A 22,028-nucleotide genomic window follows, 5' to 3' on the forward strand; every position below is an offset into this window, starting at 1 on the left:
TCAGCGGGTTCAGCGTTTCTCGAGTTTTACGAGTTTTACGAATTCCAGCAGTACGCAGAGCAGGAGGCCCGCTAGATGGCACGGCGTTACGACACCAACGACGCAGTCGACCGCGCTACCGGTCTGCGTGAAGCCGCCTCCGCGGTCCGCCGCGGCGAGCTCGTCGTGCTGCCCACCGACACCGTGTACGGCATCGGCGCCGACGCCTTCACGCCCGAGGCGGTCGGTGACCTCCTGGAGGCCAAGGGCCGCGGCCGCAACATGCCGACGCCCGTCGTCATCCCCTCGCCGAACACGCTGCACGGGCTCGTCACGGACTTCTCCGAGATGGCCTGGGAGCTGGTCGACGCGTTCTGGCCGGGCGGCCTGACGCTCGTCGCCAAGCACCAGCCGTCGCTGCAGTGGGACCTCGGCAACACCCGCGGCACCGTCGCGGTGCGGATGCCGTTGCACCCCGTCGCCATCGAGCTGCTCACGGAGGTCGGCCCGATGGCCCTGTCCTCCGCGAACCTCACCGGGCACCCGTCGCCGGAGACCTGTGACGACGCGCAGGACATGCTCGGCGACTCCGTCTCCGTCTACCTGGACGGCGGCCCGACGCCCGGCAACATCCCGTCCTCCATCGTCGACGTCACCGGCAAGGTCCCGGTCCTGCTGCGCGAGGGCGCGCTGACCGCGGACGAGCTGCGCAAGGTCGTACCCGACCTCGAGGTGGCGAATTGACAGCCCCTGAGACGGGGCGTGGCATAGGCAACGGGTACGTACGCACGCCGGCCCTCCCCGGCGACACCTTCCGCATCCTCCACGTCAGCACCGGCAATGTGTGCCGCTCGCCGATCACCGAGCGGCTGACCCGGCACGCCCTCGCGGACCGGCTCGGGGCGCCGCTCGCGGGCGGGCTCGTGGTGGAGAGCGCCGGTACGTGGGGCCACGAGGGCGCGCCCATGGAGACCAATGCGGAAACGGTCCTGGCCGACTTCGGCGCGGATGCCTCCGGCTTCGTGGGCCGCGAGCTCCTCGACGACCACGTCATAAGGGCCGACCTGGTCCTGACCGCCACCCGCGACCACCGCGCCCAGGTCATCTCCATGGGCCACAGCGCGGGCCTGCGCACCTTCACGCTGAAGGAGTTCACGCGGCTCGTGCAGGCCATAGACCCCGCCACGCTCCCGGACCCCCTGGAGTCCGGCGTGGTCGAACGCGCCCGCTCCCTGGTCCGCGCGGCCGCCGCCCTCCGCGGCTGGCTCCTGGCCCCCTCCGTCGAGGCGGACGAGGTCTACGACCCGTACGGCGCGCCCCTCCCGTTCTTCCAGTCGGTCGGCGGCGAGATCAACGAGGCGCTCGACCCAGTGGTCACAGCCCTCACAGGCGTCCACAAGTAACCCCCGCCCCGGGGCCCGGGAGCAGATCAAGCCTCGCCGGCGATTGAGGCGCGGGGGCAGGGGCGGAGCCCCGGGGCGTGAGCCCGGGCGGGCGCAACTTCACGGATCTACATTGGAAGGCACCCACCTCACCCCACGCGAGGCCCCGGAGCCGACAATGCCGGTCACCACAGAACCCGCCCCCATAGCGGAGCTACAGCGGCAAGACCCCGAACTGGCCGAGATCCTCCTGGGCGAGACCGCCCGCCAGTCGGACTCGCTCCAGCTCATCGCCGCGGAGAACTTCACGTCCCCCGCGGTCCTCACCGCCCTCGGCTCCCCCCTCGCCAACAAGTACGCGGAGGGCTACCCCGGCGCCCGCCACCACGGCGGCTGCGAACTCGTCGACGCCGCCGAACGCCTCGCCGTCGACCGGGCGAAGGCCCTCTTCGGCGCCGAACACGCCAACGTACAGGCGCACAGCGGCTCTTCGGCCGTCCTCGCAGCGTACGCGGTACTGCTCAAGCCCGGCGACACCGTGCTCGCCATGGGCCTCCCGGCCGGCGGCCACCTCACCCACGGCTCACCCGCCAACTTCTCGGGCCGCTGGTTCGACTTCGTACCGTACGGAGTCGACCCGGAGACCGGGCTCATCGACTACGAGGAGGTGCGGCAGACCGCCCGCGCGCACCGGCCGAAGGCCATCGTGTGCGGCTCGATCTCGTACCCCCGGCACATCGACTACGCCGCCTTCCGCGACATCGCCGACGACGTCGGCGCCCACCTCATCGCCGACGCCGCCCACCCCATCGGCCTGGTCGCCGGGGGAGCGGCCCCGAACCCGGTCCCGTACGCCGACATCGTCTGCGCCACCACGCACAAGGTGCTGCGCGGCCCGCGCGGCGGCATGCTGCTGTGCTCCGCCGAACTGTCCGACCGCGTCGACCGCGCCGTCTTCCCCTTCACCCAGGGCGGCGCCCAGATGCACACGATCGCCGCGAAGGCCGCCGCGTTCGGCGAGGCCGCGCGCCCCGCCTTCACCGCGTACGCCCACCAGGTCGTCGCCAACGCGCGCCTGCTCGCGGCCGCGCTCGCCGCGGAGGGCTTCGGCGTCACCACCGGCGGCACCGACACCCACCTCATCAACCTCGACCCGGCCCCCCTCGGCGTCGAGGGCCCGGTCGCCCGCGGCCGGCTCGCCTCCGCGGGAATGATCCTCGACACATGCGCGCTCCCGTACGAGGACGGCCGCGGACTGCGCCTCGGCACCGCCGCCGTCACCACTCAGGGCATGGGTGAAGTGGAGATGGCCCACATCGCGGTGCTCCTGTCGGGTGTCGTACGAGGCGTGCTCGACGCCCGTGAGGCCCGCGAGGAAGTACGCGATTTGGCTGGAAGATTCCCCCCGTACCCCGCGTAGAACGGGGTAGGTGGCCAACAAGACACCACTTGCGCCGCACCAGGTACGTCCCGGGAACCGTCACCCGTGCAACCATCGTCGCTACCCGGAAGTCCCCAGCCCTAAGCACGCGAAGCTAGGGTGTGGGGCTGAGATGGCCAGCGATACCTGTGGGGAAGCCCGTGCGTGAATACCTGCTGACGCTCTGCATCACGGCCGCGGTGACCTATCTGCTCACAGGCCCGGTGCGGAAGTTCGCGATCGTGGCCGGCGCCATGCCGGAAATCCGGGCACGTGACGTGCACCGTGAACCCACGCCGCGGCTCGGCGGTATCGCGATGTTCTTCGGCCTGTGCGCGGGCCTGCTCGTCGCCGATCACCTGACGAATCTGGACAAGGTCTTCGAGTCGTCGAACGAGCCGAGGGCGCTGCTCTCCGGGGCCGCTCTCATCTGGCTGATCGGCGTTCTGGACGACAAGTTCGAGATCGACGCCCTCATCAAGCTCGGCGGCCAGATGATCGCCGCGGGCGTGATGGTGATGCAGGGCCTGACGATCCTGTGGCTGCCGATCCCGGGCGTCGGGACGGTCTCCCTGACCCAGTGGCAGGGCACGCTGCTGACCGTCGCCCTCGTCGTCATCACCATCAACGCCGTCAACTTCGTGGACGGCCTCGACGGCCTCGCGGCCGGCATGGTGTGCATCGCCGCCTGCGCGTTCTTCCTGTACGCGTACCGGATCTGGTACGGCTACGGCATCGAATCGGCGGCCCCCGCAACGCTGTTCGCGGCGATCCTGATGGGCATGTGTCTGGGCTTCCTGCCGCACAACATCCATCCGGCCAGGATCTTCATGGGCGACTCGGGCTCCATGCTCATCGGCCTCGTCCTCGCGGCCGGCGCGATCTCGATCACCGGTCAGGTCGACCCGGACGCGCTGCGGCTGAACCTCGGCGGCTCGACCCGTGACACCACGCACGCGATGCTCCCGGTCTTCATTCCGCTGCTGATGCCGCTGACGATCATCGCGATCCCGTTCGCCGACCTCGTCCTCGCGATCGTGCGCCGCACCTGGAACGGCCAGTCGCCGTTCGCCGCGGACCGCGGGCACCTGCACCACCGGCTCCTGGAGATCGGCCACTCGCACTCCCGCGCGGTGCTGATCATGTACTTCTGGTCGGGCCTCATCGCCTTCGGCGCGGTCGCGTACTCGGTGCACTCCGCGTCCGGGATGTGGGTGATGCTCACGATCGTGGCGCTGAGCTTCGTCGGCCTCGTGCTGCTCCTGCTGCCGCGCTTCACTCCGCACGCGCCGCGCTGGGCCCAGCACTTGGTGCCCCCGCGCTACCGGCGCCCGGCCACGGCGGGCGCCGAGTCCGCGGCCGCGGAGGAGTCCGCTGAGCGCTCCGACGACGGCGAACCGGACCGCGACCGGATCCCCGCGGGAGTCAACGGAGCGACGGCGATCGGCGCCCGTTCGCGCTTCACGGATCGGCGTAAGGCGGGAACGCCCCGTTGACGGGACGAGCGCGGTGCCCGAAATGGGCCCAATACCAGACATGTTGACCGGGCGGGCGCACAGACGCGCAGAATCCCTCTCACGTGTGACGGTTGGCACACCTTCTAGGTAAAGACCGCATCAAATAGTTTGTGATACCGTTCACGAAGCCGGGGAAGAGGTCGAAAGGCCTTAGTGCGACGGTCATTTGGCCCGAATCGTTCCCCCGAGTCCCCGGACTACGCTCGTCCATGACGACACCTGCCCCACACCAGTAAGCGGAGTTGCCGCCATGCCGTCCAATGACGCACGGACCCTTCTTCAAACCGTCGTACCCACCGCCGCCGCGGGCGTGATTGCCGCGGTGATCAGTGGTGTGGTTGCGGGGGGCAAGGGGGCCATCGGTGCGCTGGTCGGTGCTCTGGTCGTGATCGCCTTCATGGGCCTCGGGCAGCTCGTGCTGATCCGCACGGCAAAATCGCTTCCGCAGCTGTTCCAGGCGATGGGGCTGATGCTCTACGTCGCCCAGCTGCTGCTGCTCATGATCTTCGTGGCCATCTTCAAGGACACGACTCTTTTCAACCCCAAGACCTTCGCCGTCGCTCTGGTCGTCTCGACCGTCGTGTGGATGGCGGCTCAGGCCCGCGCGCACATGAAGGCCAAGGTTTTCTATATCGATCCCGAGGCGGCGCCCGGTTCCAAGGGGACCGGGACCAGTGAGAAGGCCGAGAAGACCGGGTCGTCGTCGTGAGAGGTAGGGCCGGGATAAGCGTCCGTTCGGCGGGCTGCTATCGTCCGGTGCCAACTGCGGCATCGCTGGCGCGGGCACGAGAGCTGACGCCTGCACGATCGCGAGGCTCACTGCCTGCCCGCCGCCCCCACACCCGAATCACCAGACCGGTGCCGATCCGCGGCCTCGCGCCGCAACGACACAACGAGGTTGCCGTACTTATGCGTCACGCCGAAGGAGCCCGCGGTGAGTGCTGACACGACCCAGCTCGCCTTTGACTGGAGCTGTCGGATCATGTCCGACAACGGATGCGGCTTCCCGGCGCCGGGCCTGCACTCCTTCCTGTTCGAACCGATCGCCGACTTTGGCTGGTTCTACTTCAACAAGGTGATGCTGCTCGCCCTGCTCACCACGCTCGTCGTCTGCGTCTTCTTCTACTTCGCGTTCGGCCGCTCGAAGGTCGTGCCCGGGAAGATCCAGATGATCGGCGAGGCCGGCTACGACTTCGTTCGCCGCAACGTCGTCTACGAGACGCTGGGCAAGAAGGAGGGCGAGAAGTATGTACCGATCATGGTCTCGCTGTTCTTCTTCATCTGGATCATGAACATCTGGTCGGTCATCCCGCTGGCCCAGTTCCCGGTCTCGTCGGTCATCGCGTACCCGGCGATCCTGGCCGCCATCGTCTACTTGATCTGGGTGCCGCTGACCTTCAAGCGCCATGGCTTCGTGGGTGGTTGGAAGAACATCACCGGCTACGACCCGTCGCTCGGGCCGATCAAGTGGCTGGTCTCGTTCATCGAGTTCTTCTCGAACCTGCTGGTCCGCCCGTTCACACACGCGGTCCGACTCTTCGCGAACATGTTCGCGGGTCACCTGATGCTGGTGATGTTCACCGTCGCCTCCTGGTACCTGCTGAACAGCTGGATGATCCCGGCCGCGGGCGTCTCCTTCGTGATGACGATCGCGATGATCCTCTTCGAGCTTTTCGTTCAGGCCGTCCAGGCGTACGTCTTCGTCCTCCTGGCCTGCACGTACATTCAGGGCGCTCTCGCCGAGCACCACTGAGCCCCACCCCGCCCAACCACCCCAAAGTCGTCCGGTGACCAACCGCCACCGGTTCGTAAAGAAAAGGAAGTAACGGCATGTCCGCGACCATCGAACTCGCCGCTGGCGTTTCCGGCTCCCTCGGTTCCATCGGCTACGGTCTCGCCGCCATCGGCCCCGGCATCGGCGTCGGCATCGTCTTCGGTAACGGCACCCAGGCCCTCGCCCGCCAGCCCGAGGCTGCCGGCCTGATCCGCGCCAACCAGATCCTCGGCTTCGCCTTCTGTGAGGCGCTCGCCCTGATCGGCATCGTTATGCCGTTCGTGTTCGGTCAGTAATCACCGCTTACTGACTGACACTTTCGACGAAAGGCACTGATGTGATCGCCAACCTGGTTGCACTCGCGGCCGAGGAGAAGCAGAACCCGCTTGTCCCGCCCGGCCCCGAGCTGCTCATCGGCACCCTTGCCTTCGCCATCGTCTTCTTCGTCTTCGCCAAGAAGCTCCTTCCGCGTATCAACCAGACGCTGGAAGAGCGCCACGCGAAGATCGAGGGCGGTATCGAGGAGGCCGAAGCCCTCCGCACCGAGGCCCAGAGCGTGCTCGAGCAGTACAAGGCTCAGCTCGCCGAGGCCCGGCACGAGGCCGCGCGGCTGCGCCAGGAGGCGCAGGAGCAGGGTGCCGCGCTCATCGCCGAGATGCGCACGGAAGGCCAGCGGCAGCGTGAGGAGATCATCGCCGCCGGCCACTCGCAGATCGAGGCCGACCGCAAGGCCGCCGCGCAGGCGCTGCGTCAGGACGTGGGCACCCTCGCCACCGACCTGGCCGGCAAGCTCGTCGGCGAGTCCCTCGAGGACGCCGCCCGGCAGTCGCGCACGATCGACCGCTTCCTCGACGAGCTCGAAGAGAAGGCAGAGGCTGCACGATGACCGCCCACGGAGCGAGCCGCGAGGCGCTGGTCGCCGCGCGTGAGCGTCTGGACGCGCTGACCGACAACACGTCGGTCGACGCCAAGGCGCTCGCCGGCGACCTGGCCTCGGTGACCGCGCTGCTGCACCGCGAGGTCAGCCTGCGGCGGGTCCTGACCGACCCGGCGCAGGCCGGCGAGGCCAAGGCCGAGCTCGCGAGCCGGCTGCTCGGCGGCCAGGTCGGCGGCGAGACCGTCGACCTGGTGTCCGGCCTGGTCCGCTCCCGGTGGTCGGCATCGCGCGACCTGGTCGACTCCCTGGAGGAGCTGGCCAACACCGCGGACCTGACCGCGGCGCAGAAGTCCGGTGACCTCGACGACGTCGAGGACGAGCTGTTCCGGTTCGACCGGATCGTCGGCTCGAACCCGCAGCTGCGCGCCGCGCTGACCGACAAGTCGGCATCGAGCCAGGCCAAGGGCGAGCTCGTGAAGCAGCTGCTCGACGGCCGGGCCAAGCCCACCACCGAGCGGATCGTCGGGCGCCTTGTGACCGCGCCGCGTGGACGTAGCCTGGAAGCGGGACTCGAGTCCCTCTCCAAGCTCGCCGCCGAGCGTCGCGAGCGCATGGTGGCGGTCGTCACCACCGCGGTCCCGCTGAGCGACGCGCAGAAGCGGCGCCTGGGCGCGTCCCTGGCGAAGCTCTACGGCCGCCAGATGCACCTGAACCTGGACGTGGACCCCGAGGTCCTCGGCGGGATCAAGGTGCAGGTGGGCGACGAGGTCATCAACGGCTCCATCGCGGACCGCATCGAGGAGGCCAGCCGCCGCATGGCGAGCTGACCGCGACAACCTCAACACGTACGACTACGGCCCTAGTTGGGCCGTGCAGAGGATTCCTGGGGGCTGACCCCAGACCCCCCAAGAAAACTTCGGGCCCAACAAGGAGAGCAGGGAACCCAGATGGCGGAGCTCACGATCCGGCCGGAGGAGATCCGGGACGCGCTGGAGAACTTTGTCCAGGCGTACAAGCCGGACGCGGCCTCGCGCGAGGAGGTCGGTACGGTCACCCTTGCCGGCGACGGCATCGCGAAGGTCGAGGGCCTCCCCTCGGCCATGGCCAACGAACTGCTGAAGTTCGAGGACGGCACCCTCGGCCTCGCGCTCAACCTGGAAGAGCGCGAGATCGGCGCCATCGTCCTGGGCGAGTTCAGCGGCGTCGAGGAGGGCCAGCCGGTGCAGCGCACGGGCGAGGTCCTGTCCGTCGGTGTCGGCGAGGGCTACCTGGGTCGCGTCGTCGACCCGCTCGGCAACCCGATCGACGGCCTCGGCGAGATCGAGACCACCGGTCGCCGCGCCCTCGAGCTGCAGGCCCCGGGCGTCATGGCCCGTAAGTCGGTGCACGAGCCGATGGAGACCGGCTACAAGGCCGTCGACGCGATGACCCCCGTCGGCCGTGGCCAGCGTCAGCTGGTCATCGGTGACCGCCAGACCGGCAAGACCGCCCTGGCCGTCGACACGATCATCAACCAGCGCGACAACTGGCGCAGCGGCGACCCGAAGAAGCAGGTCCGCTGCGTCTACGTCGCCGTCGGTCAGAAGGGCTCCACCATCGCCTCCGTGCGCGGTGCCCTCGAAGAGGCCGGCGCGCTGGAGTACACGACCATCGTCGCCGCCCCGGCGTCCGACCCGGCCGGCTTCAAGTACCTGGCGCCGTACACCGGTTCGGCCATCGGCCAGCAGTGGATGTACGACGGCAAGCACGTCCTCATCATCTTCGACGACCTCTCGAAGCAGGCCGACGCCTACCGCGCCGTGTCCCTGCTGCTGCGCCGCCCGCCGGGGCGCGAGGCCTACCCGGGTGACGTCTTCTACCTGCACTCGCGTCTGCTCGAGCGCTGCGCGAAGCTCTCGGACGAGCTGGGTGCCGGTTCGATGACGGGTCTGCCGATCGTCGAGACGAAGGCGAACGACGTGTCGGCGTTCATTCCGACCAACGTCATCTCCATCACCGACGGTCAGTGCTTCCTGGAGTCCGACCTCTTCAACGCCGGTCAGCGCCCCGCGCTGAACGTCGGTATCTCGGTCTCCCGCGTGGGTGGCAGCGCCCAGCACAAGGCCATGAAGCAGGTCTCCGGCCGTCTCCGTCTGGACCTGGCCCAGTACCGCGAGCTGGAGGCGTTCGCCGCCTTCGGTTCCGACCTGGACGCCGCGTCGAAGGCTCAGCTGGAGCGCGGTATGCGCCTGGTCGAGCTGCTGAAGCAGGCCCAGTACGAGCCGATGGCCACCGAGGACCAGGTCGTCTCCGTGTGGGCCGGTACCAACGGCAAGATGGACGAGGTGCCGGTCGCCGACATCCGCCGCTTCGAGAAGGAGCTCCTTGAGCACCTGCACCGCAAGGAGCAGGGCCTCATGACCTCCATCAAGGAGGGCGGCAAGATGTCGAACGACACCATCCAGGCCATCGACGACGCCGTCGCCGACTTCAAGAAGCAGTTCGAGACCTCGGACGGGAAGCTTCTCGGCGAGGACGCTCCGGCCGCCGCCAAGTGACGTAAGGAAGGGACCTGACTCATGGGAGCCCAGCTCCGGGTCTACAAGCGTCGCATCCGATCCGTCACCGCGACCAAGAAGATCACCAAGGCGATGGAGATGATCGCCGCCTCGCGTGTCGTCAAGGCGCAGCGCAAGGTGGCGGCCTCCACGCCGTACGCGACCGAGCTGACGCGTGCGGTCACGGCGGTGGGGACCGGGTCGAACACCAAGCACCCGTTGACGACCGAGTCGGAGACGGCCACCCGCTCCGCGGTTCTGCTGCTCACCAGCGACCGCGGGCTGGCCGGCGCCTTCAACTCGAACGCCATCAAGGCCGCGGAGGTGCTCACCGAGCGCCTCCAGGCCGAGGGCAAGGAGGTCGACACGTACATCGTCGGCCGCCGCGGTCTCGCCCACTACAACTTCCGCGAGCGCAAGGTCGTGGAGTCGTGGGCGGGCTTCACCGATGAGCCCACGTACGCGGACGCCAAGAAGGTCGCGGCCCCGCTGATCGAGGCCATCGAGAAGGAGACGGCGGAGGGCGGCGTGGACGAACTCCACATCGTCTACACCGAGTTCGTCTCGATGATGACGCAGACGGCCGTCGACGGCCGTCTGCTGCCGCTCAGCCTCGAAGAGGTCGCGGAAGAGTCGAAGGCGTCCGGCAAGGGCGACGAGATCCTTCCGCTGTACGACTTCGAGCCGTCGGCGGAGGACGTCCTCGACGCCCTGCTGCCGCGCTACGTCGAGAGCCGGATCTACAACGCGATGCTCCAGTCGGCTGCCTCCAAGCACGCCGCCACGCGCCGCGCGATGAAGTCGGCGACCGACAACGCGGGAGAGCTGATCAACAACCTCTCCCGTCTTGCCAACGCGGCCCGCCAGGCCGAAATCACCCAGGAAATCAGCGAGATCGTCGGTGGCTCCAGCGCCCTGGCCGACGCGAACGCGGGGAGTGACAAGTAATGACGACCACTGTTGAGACCGCGACGGCCACGGGCCGCGTCGCCCGGGTCATCGGCCCGGTCGTCGACGTGGAGTTCCCCGTCGACGCGATGCCGGACATCTACAACGCCCTGCACGTCGAGGTCAACGACCCGGCGCAGGACGGCGCGAAGAAGACCCTGACGCTCGAGGTCGCCCAGCACCTCGGTGACGGCCTGGTCCGCGCGATCTCCATGCAGCCCACCGACGGCCTGGTCCGCCAGGCCCCGGTCGTGGACACGCAGAACTCGATCACGGTTCCGGTCGGCGACTTCACCAAGGGCAAGGTGTTCAACACCCTCGGCGAGGTCCTGAACGTCGACGAGGAGTACACGGGCGAGCGCTGGGGCATCCACCGCAAGGCCCCGAACTTCGACGAGCTCGAGTCGAAGACCGAGATGTTCGAGACCGGCATCAAGGTCGTCGACCTTCTCACCCCGTACGTCAAGGGTGGAAAGATTGGCCTCTTCGGCGGTGCCGGCGTCGGCAAGACGGTGCTCATCCAGGAGATGATCTACCGCGTCGCCAACAACCACGACGGTGTCTCCGTGTTCGCCGGTGTCGGCGAGCGCACCCGTGAGGGCAACGACCTCATCGAGGAGATGGCCGAGTCCGGCGTCATCGACAAGACCGCGCTGGTCTTCGGTCAGATGGACGAGCCGCCGGGCACCCGTCTGCGCGTGGCCCTCGCGGGTCTGACGATGGCGGAGTACTTCCGCGACGTCCAGAAGCAGGACGTGCTGTTCTTCATCGACAACATCTTCCGCTTCACGCAGGCCGGTTCCGAGGTCTCGACCCTGCTGGGTCGCATGCCCTCGGCCGTGGGTTACCAGCCGAACCTCGCCGACGAGATGGGCCTCCTCCAGGAGCGCATCACCTCGACGCGTGGTCACTCGATCACGTCCATGCAGGCCATTTACGTGCCCGCTGACGACCTGACCGACCCGGCCCCGGCGACCACGTTCGCCCACCTCGACGCGACGACGGTGCTCTCCCGTCCGATCTCCGAGAAGGGCATCTACCCGGCCGTGGACCCGCTGGACTCCACGTCCCGCATCCTGGACCCGCGCTACATCGCGGCGGACCACTACAACACGGCCATGCGTGTCAAGACGGTCCTCCAGAAGTACAAGGACCTTCAGGACATCATCGCGATCCTCGGTATCGACGAGCTCGGCGAGGAGGACAAGCTCACTGTCCACCGCGCCCGTCGCGTGGAGCGCTTCCTGTCGCAGAACACCCACGTCGCCAAGCAGTTCACCGGCGTCGACGGGTCGGACGTGCCGCTGGACGAGACGATCACGGCCTTCAACGCGATCATCGACGGCGATTACGACCACTTCCCGGAGCAGGCGTTCTTCCTGTGCGGTGGCATTGAGGACCTCAAGGCCAACGCCAAGGAGCTCGGCGTCTCCTGAGCTACGTAGCTCATGGGAGGGCCGGGGGTATGTCCCGGCCCTCCCGCTCCGCCCACTAGACTTTGAACCGACACCCGGCAGCGAGTGCCGCCGGGTGGTGACCCGAGGAGCCCACCTTGGCTGCTGAGCTGCACGTCGAGCTCGTCGCCGCGGACCGCAGTGTCTGGTCCGGCGAGGCCACCCTGGTCGTCGCGCGTACCACGTCCGGCGACATCGGCGTCATGCCCGGTCACCAGCCGCTGCTCGGTGTGCTGGAGTCGGGCCCTGTGACGATCCGTACGACGGACGGGGAAACGATCGTGGCGGCTGTCCACGGCGGTTTCATCTCGTTCGCCGACAACAAGCTGTCCCTGCTGGCCGAGATCGCCGAGCTTTCGGACGAGATCGACGTCCAGCGGGCGGAGCGGGCGCTGGAGCGCGCGAAGGGCGAGGCGGACGCCTCGGCCGAGCGTCGTGCCGACGTCCGACTGCGTGCGGTGGCGGCGCGCTGAACCCAGCGAGCCACGTGACGTACCTCAGCCGCGGCCCAGGCCGGAGATAATCTCCGGACCGGGTCGCGGCTGAGGCGATCTACAACTGTTTTGCTGTTCCGTTATCGGTCGAGAAGCGAGGAGGTCGGTGAAGATGGTCCTCGTTCTCGTGCTGTGCGTAGTCGCGGTCGTCGTACTCGTGGTGGTGGGGCTTGTCGCGTTCGGCGTACGGAGGCGGCTGATCCAGCGGTCCGGCGGCACCTTCGACTGTTCGTTGCGGTGGGACGCGCCGGCGCCCGATGCCGTTGACACGTCCGGCAAAGGGTGGGGTTACGGGATCGCGCGCTACAACGGGGACCGGGTCGAGTGGTTCCGGGTGTTCTCGTACGCGCCGCGTCCGAAGCGGATTCTTGAGCGGGCGGCCATCGAGGTGACCGGGCGGCGGTCGCCCGAGGGCGAGGAGGAGCTCGCGCTCCTTTCCGACGCGATGATTCTCGCGTGTACGCATCGTGGTACGCGGCTCGAACTCGCCATGAGCGAGGACGCGTTGACCGGGTTCCTGGCGTGGCTGGAGGCGGCGCCTCCTGGGCAGCGGGTCAACGTGGCGTAGCGCCGAAGGCCCGCAAGCATGGAGAAGCCGGGCGTACGGGGGGCGTTCCCGTAGGCCCGGCTTCGGTTCGAGGGGTTAGTTCAGGCCGGAGTTGATGGCCGTGACCAGTTCACCGTTGGACGTGTCGCCGGAGAATTCCCAGAAGAAGGCGCCGCCGAGGTTCTGGGACTTGGCCCAGGACATCTTCGAGCCGATCGTCGCGGGCGTGTCGTACGACCACCAGTCGGAGCCGCAGTACGCGTACGCGGTCCCGGCCACCGTCCCGTTCGACGGGCACTTGGTCTTGAGGACCTTGTAGTCCTCGATGCCCTGCTCGTACGTGCCGGCCGCCGGTCCTGTCGCCGTGCCGCCCGGCTCCTTCTGCGTGACGCCGGTCCAGCCGCGGCCGTAGAAGCCGATGCCCAGCAGCAGCTTGGACGCCGGGACGCCCTGCGCCTTCAGCTTGGCGATGGCCTCGGCCGAGTTGAAGCCCTGCTGCGGGATGCCGGAGTACGAGTTCAGCGGGGAGTGCGGGGCCGTCGGGCCCTTCGCGTCCCAGGCGCCGAAGAAGTCGTACGTCATGACGTTGTACCAGTCGAGGGACTGGCCCGCGCCCGCGTAGTCGTTCTTCTCGATCTTGCCGCCGGAGGAGGCGTCGGCCGTGATCGCGGCCGTGACCAGGTTGCTGGAGCCGAACTTCGAGCGCAGCGCCGTCGTGAGCTTCTTGAGCGCGTCCTGGCCGGACGTGTCACAGGTCAGGCCGCAGGCGTTCGGGTACTCCCAGTCGATGTCGATGCCGTCGAAGACATCGGCCCAGCGCGGGTCCTCGACCAGCTTGTAGCAGGAGTCGGCGAACGCGGCCGGGTTCTTGGCCGCCTCACCGAAGCCGCCGGACCAGGTCCAACCACCGAACGACCAGAGGATCTTGAGGTTCGGGTGCTTGGCCTTCAGCTGGCGCAGCTGGTTGAAGGCACCGCGCAGCGGCTGGTCCCAGGTGTCGGCCTGGCCGGAGACGGAGTTGGCCGCCGTGTACGCCATGTCGGTGTCGGCGTAGGCGTCGCCCATCGTGCACTTGCCGCCCTGGACGTTGCCGAAGGCGTAGTTGATGTGGGTGACCTTCGACGCCGAGCCCGAGGTCTCCAGGTTCTTCGGGTAGTACTGGCGGCCGTAGACGCCCCAGTCGGTGAAGTAGCCCATCTTCACCTTGCCGCCGGTGCCCGGGTCACCCGGGTCCGTGCCGCCGCCAGTGGTGTGGACCTTGACCGAACCCGAGACCGGGCCCGTCTGGTCGGCGGTGTCGCGGGCCTGCACCGTGTACGAGTAGTCCGTGCCGGCCTTCAGGCCCGTGTCGGTGTACGAAGTGCCGGTCACCGTCGCGACCTTGGCGCCGTCGCGCAGCACGTCGTAGTTCTTGACGCCCTTGTCGTCGGTGGCGGCCGACCAGGACAGCTTGGCGGACGTGTCGGTGATCGAGGACGCGGTCGGGGTGCCGGGCGCGGAGGGCGCCGCGTCGCCGGGCAGGTCACCGCCGTCGCATGACGCGCCGTTGAGCTTGCAGCCCGAGGGGGCGCCGGAGCCGGTGCCGTTGAACCCGAAGGAGACCGAGGCGCCGGGGGCGAGCGACCCGTTCCAGGAGAGGTTCTTGGCGGTCCAGTGGTCGGCGGAGTTGGTGACGGTCGCGTCCCAGGCCGAGGTCACCTTCGTACCGGAGGGGAAGTCCCACTCGACGTTCCACGAATTCACCGTCGTGGTACCGGAGTTCTTGATCGTCCACTTGCCCTCGAAGCCGCTGCCCCAGTCCTGGGTCTTGACGTACGAGGCGGTGACGGCGGTCGCCTCGGCCGCGGCGTGGGAGGGGGTGGCGAGGCCGACGAGGGCGGCGGCGGGCAGCACGAGGGTCGTGAGCGCCGCGGTCGTTCTGTGCCGAAGTCTCTTTCTGGGTGCGTCGGTCGGGTGCATGGGTTGCATCGGGTGCTCCTCGGGAGGTCCGGGGTCCGTCATGAGGGTGGAACCCTGCGACGCCCATGAGCACCGGAGTGGGGGGTGTGCTCACCGCAGTGCGGCGAGAATAGAAAGGTCTGGACCAGCGGTCAAGGTCTAAACCAATTACGGCTTTCGGCCAACTTCCCGCGCCAGTACGGCCGCTTGTGCCCGGCTGCGCAGGTTCAGCTTGGCGAGGAGGCGGCTCACATGGGTCTTCACCGTGGCCTCTGCCATGTCGAGCCGGTCCGCGATCTCCGCGTTGGACAGGCCCTCGCCCAGCCGGTCGAGCACCTCTCGCTCCCGGCGCGTGAGCGTCTCCAACTCCGGGGGAGCGGCGGCCGGTTCGCCGCCGGAGGGCCGCGCGAACTCGGCGATCAGGCGGCGGGTCACCGCCGGCGCGATCAGGCCCTCGCCGCGCGCCACCGTCCGTACGCCCTCCAGCAGGTCCTTCGCGTCCGTGTTCTTGAGCAGGAACCCGGCCGCGCCCGCGCGCAGCGCCCCGAAGACGTACGCGTCGAGGTCGAAGGTCGTCAGCACGAGCACGTCCGCGAGCTCTTCGGAGACCACCGCCCGAGTGGCCGAAACCCCGTCGAGACGCGGCATCTGTACGTCCATCAGGACCAGGTCGGGCCGCAGCTCGCGGGCGCGTTCCACCGCTTCCTCGCCGTCCGCCGCCTCGCCCACGACCTCGATGTCGGGCGCGCTGTTCAGGATGAGCACGAGCCCGGCCCGTACGGCGGACTGGTCCTCGGCGACGAGTACGCGGATCACTCGGTCCACTCGGTGGCTCCTTCCAGGGGGAGGGTGGCTCGGACCCGCCACGTCCCGGTGCCCGCGGGGCCCGCGTCGAACGACCCGCCCAGCAGCCCCGCCCGCTCCCGCATCCCCACGAGCCCGGCGCCCGAGCCGGGGGCGCGTGGCGCGTCCACGGCGGCGTACGGGCTGTCGACCCGCACCTCGATCCGCTCGTCGTCGCGGGCGACGATCACCTCGACCCGGCCGCCCGGCGCCGCGTGCTTGAGCGCGTTCGTGAGGGACTCCTGGACGATGCGGTAGGCGGCGAGCTCGATGGGCGCGGGCAGTCCTGTGAGGGCGCCGGACACGGTCAGGCCGACGTCGAGGCCGTTCGTACGGGACTGCTCGACCAGCGCGCCGAGGCCCGCGAGCGTCGGCGCGGCGACCGGCTCCGCGTCCTCGCCCGCGTCCCGCAGGATGCCGATGAGGCGGCGCATCTCGGCGAGCCCGTCGACGCTGTTCTCGCGGATGGTCCGCAGCGCCGTACGCGTCGTGTCCTGGTCGTCGAGGGAGAGCGCGGCCGTGGAGTGGATCGCGATCGCCGACAGATGGTTCGCCACCATGTCGTGCAGCTCGCGGGCCATCCGCGCGCGCTCCGCCGTCACCGCCTGCGTACGGTCCATCTCGGCGAGCAGCGCGGTCTGCTCGGCCCGCAGCCGCTCGGCCGCCGCCGTGTCGCGGTGATTGCGCACGAGGACGCCCGTCGCCGCGGGGGCGAACGTGACGAGCCCGACGGCGACCCCGATAAGCAGCGCCTCAGGCCGCCGCAGCCCGGCGACCGCGCCGAGCGTCGCGGCGACGGTGAGCAGCCCGCTGCCGACCGGGATGCGGCGGGCCGCGGCGGGCGACCCGTACAGGACCGCCGCGTACACGAGGTCCGTGTACATCAGCACCGTCGCCAGGCTGCCCTGCGTGCACTGGTCGGCGGCGAGCACGAGCGTGCCGGCGCCGACCGCGAACCACGGACGCGTCCGGCGCAGCAGCTCCAGGCCCGCCATGGCGACGAGCGGAACCAGCAGCCAGTTCCCGTCGAACAGCCGCCCGGAGCTCATCCCGAGGCCGAAGCCCCACAGGGCCAGGCCGCCCGCAAGGCCGACGACGGCGATCTTGAGGTCGTCGCGGTGCGGGCGGGGGAGGACGGCGTGCATGCCTCCATCCAACACCCATCGCCGCCGTCCACCGCGGACTACATCGAAGGATGCAGTGGCACTTCGTCACTGCCGACGACGATCACGAGGCATGCCACCGGGACGCTGGAAGCAGGGCAGGGAACGAGAGGAGCCCACCGTGATCGTCACGCTGATCGTCATCTGCGAGGTCGCCTTCTGGGTACTCCTCGCCGCGGGCCTGGCCCTGCGCTACTGGGCGAAGAAGCCGCGCGCGAGCGTCGCGGTGCTGCTGTGCGAGCCGCTCCTTGAGGTCGTCCTGCTCGTCGTCACGGCCATCGACCTCAAGAACGGCGCCGCACCCGACTGGAAGCACGGCCTCGCCGCCGTCTACATCGGCTACTCGATCGCCCTCGGCCACTACACGATCCAGTGGGTCGACGTCCGCGTCGCCCACCGCTTCGCGGGCGGCCCGCCGCCGTCGACCCCCAAGTACGGGGCGGCGCGCGCGATCCACGAGTGGAAGCTGGCCGCCCGCTGGATCCTCGCCGCGCTCATCGCGATGGGCCTGCTGCAGGCCGCGATCTGGTACGTGGGCGGGGCCGGGGCCACCGAATCCCTCACGCAGTGGCAGCAGCGGATGCTCTTCCTGATCGGGCTCAACGTGCTCATCGCGCTGAGCTACACGGTGTTCCCGAAGAAGGCCCCGACGCTGACGACGAACAAGGGCTAGGGCTAGGGCTGGGGCTGGGGCCTAACGCTCGCCGCCCGGCACCCACAGCACGTCCCCGACCTCCTTGTTCGCGATCCGCGCGAGGATGAACAGGAGGTCGGAGAGGCGGTTCAGATACGTCGCGGTGAGCGGGTTCATCGACTCGCCGTGCACCTCCATCGCCGCCCACGTGGAGCGCTCCGCGCGCCGCACGACCGTGCAAGCCTGATGCAGCAGGGCGGCGCCCGCCGTGCCACCCGGCAGGATGAACGACCGCAACTTCTCCAACTGCTCGTTGAAGTGGTCGCAGTCCGCCTCCAGCTTGTCGACGTAGAACTGCTCGACGCGCAGCGGCGGGAACTCGGGCTCGGCGACGACCGGCGTGGACAGGTCGGCGCCGACGTCGAACAGGTCGTTCTGCACGCGCACGAGCACCTTCACCACCTCCTCGTCGAGTCCGCCGAGGGCGATCGCCGTGCCGATCACGGCGTTGGCCTCGTTGGCGTCCGCGTACGCCGAGATCCGCAGATCGGTCTTGGCGGTGCGGCTCATGTCGCCGAGGGCGGTGCTGCCCTTGTCTCCGGTACGGGTGTAGATGCGCGTCAGATTGACCATGCACCCAGCCTAATTACGCGGCGGACCGCCGGAAGCCACGTGTGCCGACCGTCACGGCGAGCGCGGCGAAGGCGAGCGCGACCAGCACCCCGTACAGCATGTTCGCCGTCGCGTAGTGACCGACGTACGCGTCCCGCATCGCGTCCACGAGATAGCGCAGCGGCATCACGTGCGAGAGCGCGTCGAGCCAGCCCGGCGCGAGCGCCATCGGCAGCATCAGGCCCGACAGCAGCATCGACGGCATCGTGACCGCGTTGATGACGGGCCCGAACTCCTGCGGCGTACGGGCCCGGAAGGCGAGCGCGTACGAGAGGGAGGCGAGCGACACCGTCAGGAGCGCCACGAAGGCGAAGGCGATCAGGATGCCCGCGAGCGGCGCCCGCAGACCCATCGCGAGGGCGACGAGCACGAGCAGCACCCCCTGGAAGAGGAAGAGCGCGGTGTCCCGCAGGACCCGGCCGAGCAGCAGCGCGAGCCGGCTGACCGGCGTCACCTGCATCCGCTCCACGACCCCGTAGTTCTTCTCCATCAGGATCCCGAAACCGCAGAACGCCGCCCCGAACAGGCCGAGTTGGAGCAGCAGCCCGGGGACCAGGACCTGCCAGGAGCTGCCGGTGGAGCCGAGCGGGAGGTGGGTGAGCAGCGGCCCGAAGAGCAGCAGGTACAGCAGCGGCATCAGCACGCCGAAGAGCATCTGGAAGCGGGAGGAGAGGGTCTGGCGGGCGTACCGGCCGAAGACGATCGCGGTGTCCGAGGCGAGGGTTCTCATCGCGGTCACACCGCCACCGGAGTCGTGTCCACCGGCGCCGGGCCGCGCCCGGTGATCGCCAGGAACGTGTCCTGGAGGCTCGCGTCGACCGAGCCGCCGTGCGCCAGCTTGAGCGCGCCGGGCGTGCCGTCGGCGGCCACGACTCCCTTGTCCACGACGACGATCCGGTCCGCGAGCGCGTCCGCCTCGTCGAGGTAGTGCGTGGTCAGGAAGACCGTCGTGCCGTACTCGGCGCGCAGCCTGCGCACCAGGTCCCACAGGTCGGCGCGGCTGCCGGGGTCGAGCCCCGTCGTCGGCTCGTCGAGGAAGAGCACCTTCGGGCGGTGCGTGAGCCCCATCGCGATGTCGAGGCGGCGCCGCTGCCCGCCGGAGAGCGCGCCGGTCTTCCGCTCCATGAGGTCCGTGAGGCCGAGGTCGACCGCCAACTCCTCCGCCCGCTCGGCCGCTTGATGCTTCGTCAGGCGGTAGAGGCGGCCCTGGGTGACGAGTTCCTCGCGTACGGAGACGCCCGGGTCGACGCCGCCGGACTGGGCGACGTAGCCGACCGCGCCCCGCACGCCCGCCGGGTCGTTCGCGAGGTCGTGGCCCGCGACGGTGGCCGCGCCGCCGGTGGGCGCGAGCAGCGTCGTGAGCATCCGCAGCGTCGTGGTCTTGCCCGCCCCGTTCGGGCCGAGGAAGCCGAGGATCTCGCCCGGCTCGACGCGCAGGTCGATGCCGCGAACCGCTTCCACGGGGCCGTGCTTCGTCTGAAAGGTCCGGGCGAGCCCGGACGTGCTGATGACTGCCATACGAACCAGAAAAACAGAGTCGCTGAAATATTGCAATGCCTCCAAAATTTCAGCGAGACCAGCGGACTCGTAGACTGGACGCATGGCAGAAGGGCTCAGGGAGCGGAAGAAACGGCAGACCAGGCAGCAGATCTCGGACATCGCCACCGGTCTCTTCATCGAGCGCGGCTTCGACGCGGTGACCATCGCGGAGATCGCGGACACCGCGAACGTCTCCGTGAACACCGTCTACAACTACTTCCCGGCGAAGGAGGACCTGTTCCTCGACCGCCTCGAAGGCATGCGGGAACGGCTCTCGCGCTGGGTGCGCGGCCGGGACGTCGGGGAGTCGGCCGCCGCCGCCGTGCTCCGCGAACTGCGCGCCGAGCTGGAGGCGGTCTCGCCGCGCATGGGCCTGATGCCCGGCATCGAGCGGTTCATGGCCGTGGTCGACGCCGCGCCCTCGCTGCGCCTGCGGCTGCTCGGCATGCGCTACGAGGTCATCGACCGCCTCGAGGCGACGCTGCGCGAGGAGACCGGCGCCGCCGATGACGACCTCCTGCCGCGCCTGATGGCCGATCAGATCAACTGGCTCAACGAGACGGCGGTCGAGTTCGTACGACGCCGCGTCAGTGCCGGAGGAGCGGTCGAGAAGGTCTCCCGGGAGACGCTCTCGGTCCTCGATGAAGTCGAGCGACTTCTGAGCGCAGAGGTGCTCAACTACGCCGTACGTGACGCCTGATGGGTACGGATGATCGATCACTGAGCCGTACCAGTGTGATGTCCGTCATTCGAGACGTGACGCGCATCTCTTCGCGGTCACACGGCCGCTCACGGGCGCTAGTGTCCGGCGAAGAGCAACGTAAAAAGTGGTTAAGCGGTCGCGCGGGACACGCGGTTAGCGGGACACGCGGTTAGGGGACGTACGTGGCAAGGAAGCTCGCCGTCATCGGGGCCGGCCTCATGGGGTCGGGCATCGCGCAGGTCTCCGCCCAGGCGGGCTGGGACGTCGTGCTGCGCGACGTCACCGATGAAGCGCTCACGCGCGGCACCGACGGCATCAAGGCCTCGTACGAGAAGTTCGTCGGCAAGGGCAAGCTCGACGCCGCCGACGCCGAGGCCGCGCTCGGCCGCATCACCGCCACCACCGACCTGGACGCGGCCGCCGACGCGGATGTCGTCGTCGAGGCCGTCTTCGAGAAGCTTGAGGTCAAGCACGAGATCTTCCGCGCGCTCGACAAGATCGTGCGGGACGACACGGTGCTCGCCTCGAACACCTCGGCCATCCCGATCACGAAGATCGCGGCGGTGACGGAGCGTCCCGAGCGGGTCGTCGGCGCGCACTTCTTCTCGCCGGTGCCGATGATGGCGCTGTGCGAGCTGGTGCGCGGCTACAAGACGAGCGACGAAACCCTCGCCACCGCGCGGGAGTTCGCCGAGTCCGTCGGCAAGACCTGCGTCGTGGTGAATCGGGACGTCGCCGGCTTCGTGACGACCCGGCTCATCTCCGCCCTCGTCGTCGAGGCCGCGAAGCTGTACGAGTCCGGGGTGGCGACCGCCGAGGACATCGACGTCGCCTGCAAGCTGGGCTTCGGGCACGCGATGGGGCCGCTCGCCACCGCCGACCTGACGGGCGTCGACATCCTGCTGCACGCCACCGAGAACATCTACACCGAGTCGCAGGACGAGAAGTTCGCGCCGCCGGAGCTGATGCGCCGGATGGTGGACGCCGGTGACATCGGACGCAAGAGCGGGCAGGGCTTCTACAAGCACACCTGACCGCGCGGCCGACCGCATGGCTGACGCCATGTCACCCCTCGGGGTGAATTCGGTATCGGTTCGCTTACAGACGGCAACTTTCGGCCCTTCTGGCCCGTCAGTTGCAGTGACATACCCAGATCACCCGGATCACATGAACAACTGAGTACCGGCTCAGTGCCAGCACGCCGCGTACTCCCGACCACGCCGAGCAGTTCTGTATTTCCCACGGGGAGCGCATATGTACATCAGGGGCGACCACGTCGAGCTGGCCGTCGGGGGCCGCCTCGACGTCCGCAGCGCGGCGGACGCCCGTACGGCCTTGCACACCGCCGTCGACGACGGAATCGGCGACCTCGTGCTCGACCTGTCCGAACTCGACTCCTGGGACGCCACGGGCCTCGGCGTCATCATGGGCGCCCACCGGCGCGCGGGCCGCTGCGGGCGCCGGCTCGTGCTGCGCCGGGTGCCGCCCCAGATGCAGCGCCTCCTCGTCGCCACCCGGCTGCACCGGATCCTGGCCATCGAGGGCGGCATCGGCGTCGAGTCCCTGCCGCGCGTCTGAGGCCGAAAGGTGCGCCTGTGGCGCGCAGT

At 69.0% G+C, this 22,028-nt stretch carries 24 protein-coding genes; 18 read left to right on the top strand and 6 right to left on the bottom strand.

Going from position 1 to position 22,028, the window contains the following annotated elements:
* Window positions 1-75: 75 nt before the first annotated feature.
* The 14 genes from RBJ65_RS05690 (at window position 76) to RBJ65_RS05755 (ending at window position 12,950) form a co-directional block, all read left to right on the top strand.
* The gene (locus tag RBJ65_RS05690) at window positions 76-723 is read left to right on the top strand and encodes an L-threonylcarbamoyladenylate synthase (RefSeq protein WP_306321848.1); all 648 of its coding nucleotides are present in this window, start codon (window positions 76-78) and stop codon (window positions 721-723) included.
* Window positions 720-1,382 carry a protein-tyrosine-phosphatase gene (locus RBJ65_RS05695; protein WP_306321847.1) on the top strand — a complete coding sequence of 221 codons (663 nt, stop codon included), beginning with the start codon at window positions 720-722 and terminating at the stop codon, window positions 1,380-1,382. Before RBJ65_RS05690 ends, RBJ65_RS05695 begins: the two co-directional genes overlap by 4 nt.
* Before the next feature lie 157 nt (window positions 1,383-1,539).
* Window positions 1,540-2,781, top strand: coding sequence for a serine hydroxymethyltransferase (glyA, locus tag RBJ65_RS05700; RefSeq protein ID WP_306321846.1), 1,242 nt, complete (start codon window positions 1,540-1,542; stop codon window positions 2,779-2,781).
* Between the two features lie 161 nt (window positions 2,782-2,942).
* Window positions 2,943-4,277, top strand: a complete 1,335-nt coding sequence (locus RBJ65_RS05705; RefSeq protein WP_306321845.1) for an MraY family glycosyltransferase — start codon at window positions 2,943-2,945, stop codon at window positions 4,275-4,277.
* 271 nt (window positions 4,278-4,548) lie between these two features.
* Window positions 4,549-5,007, top strand: coding sequence for a hypothetical protein (locus RBJ65_RS05710; protein ID WP_306321844.1), 459 nt, complete (start codon window positions 4,549-4,551; stop codon window positions 5,005-5,007).
* A gap of 273 nt (window positions 5,008-5,280) precedes the next feature.
* Window positions 5,281-6,051 carry a F0F1 ATP synthase subunit A gene (atpB, locus tag RBJ65_RS05715; protein ID WP_306321907.1) on the top strand — a complete coding sequence of 257 codons (771 nt, stop codon included), beginning with the start codon at window positions 5,281-5,283 and terminating at the stop codon, window positions 6,049-6,051.
* 77 nt (window positions 6,052-6,128) lie between these two features.
* Window positions 6,129-6,368, top strand: a complete 240-nt coding sequence (gene atpE / locus RBJ65_RS05720) for an ATP synthase F0 subunit C (RefSeq protein WP_306321843.1) — start codon at window positions 6,129-6,131, stop codon at window positions 6,366-6,368.
* A 41-nt stretch (window positions 6,369-6,409) separates the two neighbouring features.
* Window positions 6,410-6,958: a F0F1 ATP synthase subunit B gene (locus RBJ65_RS05725; protein ID WP_306321842.1), complete on the top strand. Its 549-nt coding sequence runs from the start codon at window positions 6,410-6,412 to the stop codon at window positions 6,956-6,958.
* Entirely contained in the window at window positions 6,955-7,776 is an 822-nt protein-coding gene (locus RBJ65_RS05730) for a F0F1 ATP synthase subunit delta (protein ID WP_306321841.1), read from the top strand. Before RBJ65_RS05725 ends, RBJ65_RS05730 begins: the two co-directional genes overlap by 4 nt.
* A 120-nt stretch (window positions 7,777-7,896) precedes the next feature.
* Window positions 7,897-9,486 (top strand): F0F1 ATP synthase subunit alpha, encoded by a 1,590-nt coding sequence (gene atpA / locus RBJ65_RS05735; RefSeq protein WP_306321840.1) that lies wholly within the window; start codon window positions 7,897-7,899, stop codon window positions 9,484-9,486.
* A gap of 21 nt (window positions 9,487-9,507) precedes the next feature.
* Window positions 9,508-10,434 (top strand): F0F1 ATP synthase subunit gamma, encoded by a 927-nt coding sequence (locus tag RBJ65_RS05740; protein ID WP_306321839.1) that lies wholly within the window; start codon window positions 9,508-9,510, stop codon window positions 10,432-10,434.
* Complete coding sequence (atpD, locus tag RBJ65_RS05745) at window positions 10,434-11,870, top strand: F0F1 ATP synthase subunit beta (RefSeq protein ID WP_306321838.1); 1,437 nt, start codon at window positions 10,434-10,436, stop codon at window positions 11,868-11,870. The genes RBJ65_RS05740 and atpD overlap by 1 nt, the downstream gene beginning before the upstream one ends.
* 116 nt (window positions 11,871-11,986) lie before the next feature.
* Window positions 11,987-12,361, top strand: coding sequence for a F0F1 ATP synthase subunit epsilon (locus RBJ65_RS05750; protein ID WP_306321837.1), 375 nt, complete (start codon window positions 11,987-11,989; stop codon window positions 12,359-12,361).
* Between the two features lie 133 nt (window positions 12,362-12,494).
* Window positions 12,495-12,950 carry a DUF2550 domain-containing protein gene (locus RBJ65_RS05755; RefSeq protein ID WP_306321836.1) on the top strand — a complete coding sequence of 152 codons (456 nt, stop codon included), beginning with the start codon at window positions 12,495-12,497 and terminating at the stop codon, window positions 12,948-12,950.
* A 75-nt stretch (window positions 12,951-13,025) separates the two neighbouring features.
* Here the strand turns inward: RBJ65_RS05755 and RBJ65_RS05760 are convergent, their stop codons facing one another.
* From RBJ65_RS05760 to RBJ65_RS05770, 3 genes are all read right to left on the bottom strand, one after another.
* Complete coding sequence (locus RBJ65_RS05760; protein ID WP_306321906.1) at window positions 13,026-14,888, bottom strand: glycoside hydrolase family 18 chitinase; 1,863 nt, start codon at window positions 14,886-14,888, stop codon at window positions 13,026-13,028.
* A gap of 147 nt (window positions 14,889-15,035) precedes the next feature.
* On the bottom strand, window positions 15,036-15,683 hold the full coding sequence (locus RBJ65_RS05765; RefSeq protein ID WP_306321905.1) for a response regulator transcription factor: 648 nt from the start codon (window positions 15,681-15,683) through the stop codon (window positions 15,036-15,038).
* Entirely contained in the window at window positions 15,680-16,855 is a 1,176-nt protein-coding gene (locus RBJ65_RS05770; RefSeq protein ID WP_306321835.1) for a sensor histidine kinase, read from the bottom strand. Before RBJ65_RS05770 ends, RBJ65_RS05765 begins: the two co-directional genes overlap by 4 nt.
* Before the next feature lie 139 nt (window positions 16,856-16,994).
* Here RBJ65_RS05770 and RBJ65_RS05775 point away from each other — a divergent pair, with 139 nt between their 5' ends.
* Entirely contained in the window at window positions 16,995-17,546 is a 552-nt protein-coding gene (locus RBJ65_RS05775) for a hypothetical protein (protein WP_306321904.1), read from the top strand.
* Between the two features lie 21 nt (window positions 17,547-17,567).
* Here the strand turns inward: RBJ65_RS05775 and RBJ65_RS05780 are convergent, their stop codons facing one another.
* The 3 genes from RBJ65_RS05780 to RBJ65_RS05790 are packed head-to-tail and all read right to left on the bottom strand — an operon-like array spanning window position 17,568 to window position 19,697.
* Window positions 17,568-18,140, bottom strand: coding sequence for a cob(I)yrinic acid a,c-diamide adenosyltransferase (locus RBJ65_RS05780; RefSeq protein WP_306321834.1), 573 nt, complete (start codon window positions 18,138-18,140; stop codon window positions 17,568-17,570).
* A 13-nt stretch (window positions 18,141-18,153) separates the two neighbouring features.
* Window positions 18,154-18,909, bottom strand: a complete 756-nt coding sequence (locus RBJ65_RS05785) for an ABC transporter permease (RefSeq protein ID WP_306321903.1) — start codon at window positions 18,907-18,909, stop codon at window positions 18,154-18,156.
* Between the two features lie 5 nt (window positions 18,910-18,914).
* Entirely contained in the window at window positions 18,915-19,697 is a 783-nt protein-coding gene (locus RBJ65_RS05790; RefSeq protein WP_306321833.1) for an ABC transporter ATP-binding protein, read from the bottom strand.
* A gap of 82 nt (window positions 19,698-19,779) precedes the next feature.
* Between RBJ65_RS05790 and RBJ65_RS05795 the strand changes: the two genes are divergently transcribed.
* The 3 genes from RBJ65_RS05795 to RBJ65_RS05805 all read left to right on the top strand — a co-directional run bounded on the left by RBJ65_RS05795 (window position 19,780) and on the right by RBJ65_RS05805 (window position 21,999).
* Window positions 19,780-20,418, top strand: a complete 639-nt coding sequence (locus RBJ65_RS05795) for a TetR/AcrR family transcriptional regulator (protein ID WP_306321832.1) — start codon at window positions 19,780-19,782, stop codon at window positions 20,416-20,418.
* A gap of 185 nt (window positions 20,419-20,603) precedes the next feature.
* A complete protein-coding gene (locus tag RBJ65_RS05800; RefSeq protein WP_306321831.1) occupies window positions 20,604-21,455 on the top strand; it encodes a 3-hydroxyacyl-CoA dehydrogenase family protein in 852 nt (283 codons plus the stop codon).
* Between the two features lie 220 nt (window positions 21,456-21,675).
* On the top strand, window positions 21,676-21,999 hold the full coding sequence (locus RBJ65_RS05805; RefSeq protein ID WP_306321830.1) for an STAS domain-containing protein: 324 nt from the start codon (window positions 21,676-21,678) through the stop codon (window positions 21,997-21,999).
* The last annotated feature ends 29 nt before the right edge of the window (window positions 22,000-22,028 follow it).

It is taken from the genome of Streptomyces sp. KL109B (assembly GCF_030766935.1).
Taxonomy (GTDB): domain Bacteria; phylum Actinomycetota; class Actinomycetes; order Streptomycetales; family Streptomycetaceae; genus Streptomyces.